Below are 7188 nucleotides of genomic sequence, written 5' to 3'. Positions count from 1 at the left end.
TCGTCGGGTCAGGGCTTCGTGGGCGTTCCGGGCGAGCACGAGCCCGACACGGTGAGCGTCGCCGCGTCGAGTCCCCACCCCTGGGCGGACCAGTCGACGGTGACGACGACATTCTCGACGCGCTCCGCGCCCACGGGGACACGATCGCTGCCGTCGGCGCGGGGCACGACCGCGCCCTTCGCGTCGCGGAACACCGCCTGAGAGGTGTCGACATCCAACGACGCCTTGTCGTTGCTGGAGCTGCGCGAGATGTCGAGCTTGTCGCCGGCGACACACGCGCTGACACGCGCTGCCGCCACGACCTGGTACGGCGCGCTGCCCTTGGCGGGTGTGACGCGGCCGGTCTCGGAGGTGGTGCCCCAGAGCTTGTGCCGGAAGTAGACGCCGATGTCGGGGTCGCTGCCGAAGATGTCGCTGGGGAAGTTCGTGTATTCGACCTCGTTGTTGCGCGGGGGGTCGTTTCCGGGGGTGATCTTCGAGTTCAGGTACCACCGCGCTTCGGTCCGACCGCCGGTGAGCTCGACGGTGGGCTCCGCGTCGACGCGGAACGTGTACCCCTGCGGCGCCGCGCGATCCTGATCGACCCGCTTCGTGTCGGTCACGGGGGCGGCCGAGCCGTACGTCTTGCCCTGGTAGACCGAGTCGACACAGGCGGTGAAGGTGTACTCCTCGCCGTCCTTCTTGCCGGGGAACTCACGCCGTGCGCCGTCATCGCCCGTCCGGCAGGTCGTCCCCTCGACGATGCCGAAGCGCAGTTCGGAATCAGTGCCGTTCGGATCGGCGGTCGCCTGGGCCACGATCGTCGCCGACCCGTCGGACGCCGTGCGCGAGGTGAGGGTCAACGCGAGCCCGGTCGGCTTGCCCACGCCGTGGGCGCGGAAGGTCAGGACGCCACCCTCGACCGAGCCGCCGAGGCCGGCGGGGATGTCGAAGCGCGACAGCGGCGTGACGCGGACTTCCGTCGACGCGTTGCTGCCGACGCGGAAGCCCTTGATCGGCACGTCCTGCTGGTTGCGCCCGACCGAGACGGTCTGCGTCTCGCCCGTGCTGCTCCGGATCTGGAGAGACCCCGTCTCGGCGGCATCCACTCCTCGCACGAGGAGGTCGACGACGTTGCCGGCCCCGTCGTCCGTGACGGTCGGGGTCCAGTCCACGCTGTCGGGCCGCGGCGGCGGGTCGTACGCCCACGCGGTCGTGCGCACCGATCCGCGGGACTCCCCCACGTCGTTGACGGCGGTGACGACGTACTCGCGCTGGTCGCCGTTCGGCGCGGCGATGGCGGGGCAGCCGCCGTCCGGCGCGCAGCGGGCGACGATGTCGCCGCGGTATCGCACCACGAAGCCGGTCAGCCCGGGGTATGCGCGCCGCGCCTCACCCGCGTCGACGCGGAGCGTGAGCGAGCCGTCGGCGTACGCGGACTGGCGGACGCTCGCCGGGGTGCGCGGGTAGCCCTGGAGGTCGAGCACGACGCGCGCGTCGCGGGGACCCGCGGTGCTGCGCCCCTGGGCGTCGCGCAGGGTCACGCTGGCCGCACAGGTCGCGCCGGGGGCGTCGCCGGTCCAGGATGCCGCGATGCTCGTCGCCGAAGCCACCGCGAAGCTCACGCCCGTGCAGGTTCCCGTCGACCGGACGCCGACGACCTCGAGCGGGGTGCGCGGGAGCGGGTTGACCTCTCCGTCGGCGCCGACCACCTCGATCGTGCACGAGGAACCGTCGGCCTGCGAGCACTGGCGGGAGGTGGTGCCACCCTGCGGGAGGGTCGACGGAGCTGCTCCGACGCGCAGGAGGAGACGGGCGGGAGCCACCGCGTTGTGACTCGTCACCGTGATGATCGCCGCGTTCTCGGTTCCCGGAACGGCACGGTCGGCACCGGTCACGGTGACGGTCGAGCCGTCGAGCGTGACGGACGAGAACGCCGACCCCGAGTACTCGAGCGCGTAGCGGATGCTGTTCCAGTCCTCGCGGCCCAGCTGCCACGAGGTCATGTTGCGCAGGTCGAAGGTCGCGGTCTCGCCCGGCCCGACCGTGAGCGAGCCGGGGCGGAGCTCGGGCTGCGGGTCGCGCGCCACGATGCCGATCGGGACGGAGAGGAGCGTCCACTCCTGCGTCCCCGCGATGCGCACCGGAACGATGCAGGCATCGGCCCACGGTGACCCGGTCCCGGCTTCGTAGGTCACCCGGGAGCCCGACACCGTGCACCGCGCCTCGGCGCGCGCGCCGGTCGTGGTGGCCTCGGTGCCGACCTCGAGGGTGGCGCGCCGAGGAAGGGCGACGAGGGATGCCATGTCGAAGTCGACCGACGACAGCTCGTCGACGCGCTGCGCCGAGTTGGGACGCAGGGCGAGCGTCACATCGTCGTCACCGGGGACGCGGAGGAACGCGTAGGTCGTGACCTCGGAGCCGCCGACCGTGCCCGTGACCGCGAAGGGGATGATGCGGCGCGTCGCCGGCAGATCCCCCGAGATGCGACGCCCGTCGACGCGGACGTCGGACGGATTCCCCCACAGCGAGACCCTCAGGTCGCTCACGTCGCCGCCCGACCACGTGGCGCGACCGGCGAGAACGTCGACCCCGGTCGTGAAGTCGTCGCGGTCCTCGAGGGTCAGTGCCGTGTCAGCCACCACCGGGTAGTCGGGCACGCTCTCGCGCACGACCTTGACGACGATGAGCCCTCGCCCGGTGTTCCCGGAATCGGATGCCACGTCGTAGAGGAACGACATCGTCGCGGGGGCGTCTCCCGCGCGGATCACCACCCCGGTGTCGGTGACCGACTCGACCCGCTCGGCCAGGCGCCCGTACTCGGGGTTGTCCTCGCCGTCGACGAGTTTCTCGGGGAGGTCGGGACGCACACCGGTGAGCGTCAGACGACCCTGCGTGGGATCGATGTCGTTCGCGAGCGGGCTCACGCGGAGCCGGCTGTCTGCGCCCGCCTGCACCTGGACGTAGTCGGTGAAGGTGATGGGGCTCGGGTTCGCCTCGGCGTCCAGGACGCCGATGCGCACGGTGCCCTCGCCCGTGGCGCCGGCAGTGTCGGAGACGCGGTAGCGGAACGACACCTGGCCGCGATCCCCGGGGACGGACGCGTAGACGATGGAGAGGCCATCGGGAGAGATCGACGCGGTCCCGCGATCGGGCTGGCTGACGATCCGGTCGAGCATCACGGCGTCGCCGTCGGGGTCGACCCCGAAGCCGGAGAACGGGATGGTCGTCGTCCCGCCGCTCAGCACCCGACCCTGCAGAGTGTCCGGCACCGGCGCCCGATTCGCGTCGTTACCGAGGACGGTGATGTGCACCGTCGCCTCGTCCCACAGCGAGGGAGCGCCGGTGGTGTACACCCGGTACGTCACCTCGTACGAGCCGGGAGTGGTCGGCGCGAGGTAGCGGAGCACCCCGCCCGAGGCGAAGGCGAGCGCGTCACTCGCGGGTTGCGCGCTCACGCTCGCCGGGTCGAGGGTGGGTCGTCCACCGGCCGGCGACACGTCGTTGTCGAGCACGGGGATGTCGACCTGGGCACCGGCCCGGACGGTCACGGTGTCATCGACCGCGATGGGGGCGATCTCGGGCGCCGGCGGGAGCAGGTAGACGGTCGCCTCCCCGCTGACACGGGCCCCCTCGTCGTCGGTGCCGTCGCTCACGCTGTAGGTGACGGTGCCGAGGAGACCGGCCTCGCCCGTGGCTGTGCTCCCCGAGACGCGGAGATCGTTCTGGCCGACCGTGTCGACGCTGAGCGAGGCACCGTCCTCGGCCGCGGCGACGACGTCGCTGAGGAGGAGGACTCGCCCCGTCGGGTTCGACACCGCCGAGAACACGTCGAGGGTGGCGTCCTCCTGCGGGCGCACGAACGCCACGACGGGAGCGGTCGACAGCTGCGCGGGGGCGTCCGCGGCCAGCAGGGTGATGCGGGCGGTGCCGGTGGCATCCCGTCCCCCGTCGGAGACCGTGAAATCGACCCGGTACACGCCCGGTTGCGACGCGGTGAAGTCGAAGGTCGTGCTGCCGCCGATGACACCCGCGGTGGCCGCGGCGTCGTCGAGGATCCGGACCGAGCTGAGCGAGACGGCTCCCGCGGTCCCGGTCACGTGCGGACCGACATCGACCGTGAGGCTCGACCCCACCGTGTCGACGACGGCGAAGGACTGCACGGCGAGGCCGGGGTCGGGGGCGACACGGATCAGCAGCGGCTTCGTCGCCACGGCTCCCCGGGTGTCGGCGACGGTGACGTCGAGCTGGATCGTCTGCTCGCCGCCGGAGCCGTCGTCGGCGTGCTGGTAGACGACCTCGCCCGCCGGGGTCGAGGTGACACTGCCGACTCCGCCCGGGTTGTCGACCGACAGCAGCAGCAGCGGGTCACCGTCGGGATCGACCCACCCGGGGAGGACGGGGACCGTGATCGTGCCGCCGCGCGCGACCTCCGGGGTGGGCCAGGGCTGAAGACACTTCTCGACACCGCACCACACGGGGGCGGCGTTCGCCGCTTCGGGCGAGACGGTCAGCGTGACGGTGGTGGGGGCGGACGTCAGCCCGTCGGGCGTCGTGCCGTCGGTCACCGCGTACGAGAACGTCGCCGTGCCGGTCGCCTCGGGACGCACGCGCACCGCGAGGCGCTGATTGTCGTCGGTGAGACTGAGCTCGCCGAAGCCGGGATCGAGACCTGTGACGCTCTCGCCGACGATGCTCAACACGTCTTCGTTGGGGTCGTGGTCGTTCAACAGGACCGGGAGGGTGACGAGGCGGCCCGCCCGCACACCGAACGCATCCGGCTCCGCGATCGGGGGCTTGGGGTCGAGAACGACGCTGAGCTGCTCATCGCTCTGGACCGCGGCTTGCTCCGTCCTGTCGTCGAGGCTCCAGTTCTGACTCGACGCGACGAGCGTCCCGTTCGGGACGGTCCATACCCAGCCGCTGCGCGTCTCGTTCAGGATCACGGCGTGGTCGGTCGCGACGAACACCGGACGACGCTGATCGGGAAGCGTTCCCCCCGCGTAATCGAGCGGCGTCTCGCCCGCGTCGGAACGCCAGAGCGTTCCGCCGGCCTCGCCGGGGAGCAGCCACGCCGCGTACGCGACGCCCCCGTGCGAGATCGGCTTGGCGGGCTGCCCGAGAACGGTGCCCCCGCCGCCCACCTCGCGGTTCGGTCCGGAACCGTCGACGGGAATCGCCCACAGCGACTGCTCGTCGGCGAGGTAGACCGCGCTGCCCGCGGAATCGGGAGAGCTGACGACGGCCTGGTCGACCACGGCGACATCGACCGGGTCGGCCCCGCGCACCCACACGCGCCCCGCGTCGCCGTCGACGAGAACCCAGGTGTCTCCGGCCGCCGAGAGGAGCGGGGTGGACACCTCGGCGGCGAGCGCATCGCGCGCGCGCACCTCGTCGGCGGCGATGTCGTAGCGGATGACGGAACCGTCCGCCGAGGAGTACGCGAAGAGCATTCCGCGGTCGTCGAGGGCGATGGCATCCGCGGTGTACGACGGGGAGTCGCCGCCGGCCGAGCCGAACGGATCGAATTCGGATGCCGCCTGCCCGGCCTCGCTCAGCCGGCCGGTGAACAGCGTGCCGGTGTCGGTGCGGTACACGACGAAATCGCCCGCCGTGACCACCGAGGTCGTGCCCGCGGGGGTGTCGGGGGCGGACGAGAGCTGCTCCTCCTGCAGGTCGACCGGCTGGGCCTCGTCGATGCGCGAGAGCTTGCTGTAGCTGTCGGTGAACAGGTACGCGCCGTCCGCGCTCTGCGCGACCTCGCTGGGATTGCCTGCCGACCGCACGGTGTCGAGCTCGCCCACCGAGGTGTTGACCCGGGCGTAGCGCTGGCCCTCGCCGGTCTGCAGAGCCCAGACCGAGGTGTCGACCTCGGGGGTCTCTTGCGCGTCGAGGCCGGGCCAGACGACGCTGGCCGTGATCACGAGAGCCGCAGCCGCGAGCGTGGAGGCGAGACCGACGACCGTGCGTCGCCGCATCACAGCACCCCCGTGGCGTACAGCGCGGCGACGACCACGGCGCCCGCGGCGATGACCGTCGCTCCGGCGAGCGCCCAGGGCAGGACGCGGTGCGACGCCGGCCCGGGAGCCGAGATGTCGGTGTCTTCGTCGCGGGCGAGGCCCGTCACCCCGGAGCGGTCGCGGAGTTTGCGCGCGCCCTCGCGTTCGATGTGCGAGCGCGTCGGTCCGCGCAGCGCCGTGTCGGAGAAGTCGACCACCCCGGTCGACGGCGACCACGCGGCGCTGGGCACCTCGAGGGGGGTCGCCGCGAGACCGAGCTCGGTCTGCACACGCTGCAGGTCTTCACCGAGAGCGCGGGCGCTCGGATGCCGGTCCTGCGGATTCCGTGACATCGCGCGGGCGAGCGCGGCCTGCAGGGACGGCGGCACGTCGGAGCGGGAGATCTCGGTGTACGACGCGCGCGCGATGCGGCGACGCAGCTGCTCGCGCGAGTTCTGCCCGCGTTCACGACGCTCGAAGGGGCTGTGCCCAGCCAGGAGCGAGTAGACGGTCGCCCCGAGACTCCACACCTCGCTCGAGACGGTGCCGGCGGTCTGTTCGGCGATCACCTCGGGGGCGCTCCACGGAACCGACATCGCGAGCATCTCGTCGGCGTCCTGGCGCACCAACGACGACGAGATCCCGAAGTCGGCGAGGACGGGCGCCCCGAAGGTCGTGACGAGGATGTTGCTCGGCTTCACGTCGCGATGCACCAGACCCGCGTGATGAGCCGACTCGAGGGCTCCGGCCATGCGCACGCCGATGGCGAGGACCTCGGGCACGGGGATCCGCTCGACCCGGTAGCGCTGGGCGAGCGATCCCGGGCAGTACTCCATGACGATGTAGGGCCGGCCGTCGGCGGAGATCCCGGCCTGGTACACGGTGACGATCGAGGGGTGCGCCGAGAGGTGCGCGAGCACGTCGGCCTCGGCGTTGAACATGCGCCGGAGGTCGGGATCGCGCACGTCGCTCGGGAGGACCTTGACCGCCACCTCGCGGCGCGGCATGTCCTGCCCGTAGAGGAAGACGTCGGCGAAGCCCCCGGAGCCGAGCGGACGGATGTACGCGAGCCCGGGCAGGATCGGCGGCGACGAGGGGAGGCGCTGCGGCATGGTGCCCCCTCCCGGACGACGCGCCCGCGTCTGGCCGGGCGGGCAACCCGGCAATGCTAACAAAGGCGCCTCCGGGATCCCGGGGGCTGTGGACAAGC

2 protein-coding genes are annotated in these 7188 nt (G+C 72.1%); both read right to left on the bottom strand.

All coding sequences use genetic code 11. From position 1 onward, the window contains the following. Nucleotides 1-8 precede the first annotated feature (8 nt). On the bottom strand, nucleotides 9-5957 hold the full coding sequence (locus NS283_RS10160) for an Ig-like domain-containing protein (RefSeq protein ID WP_058596746.1): 5949 nt from the start codon (nucleotides 5955-5957) through the stop codon (nucleotides 9-11). Then, nucleotides 5957-7090 (bottom strand): serine/threonine-protein kinase, encoded by a 1134-nt coding sequence (locus NS283_RS10155; RefSeq protein ID WP_058596745.1) that lies wholly within the window; start codon nucleotides 7088-7090, stop codon nucleotides 5957-5959. The genes NS283_RS10160 and NS283_RS10155 overlap by 1 nt, the downstream gene beginning before the upstream one ends. Nucleotides 7091-7188 lie beyond the last annotated feature (98 nt).

It is taken from the genome of Microbacterium testaceum, assembly GCF_001476285.1.
Classification (GTDB): Bacteria; Actinomycetota; Actinomycetes; order Actinomycetales; family Microbacteriaceae; genus Microbacterium; species Microbacterium testaceum_B.
This window is presented reverse-complemented; position numbering and strand designations above follow the sequence as displayed.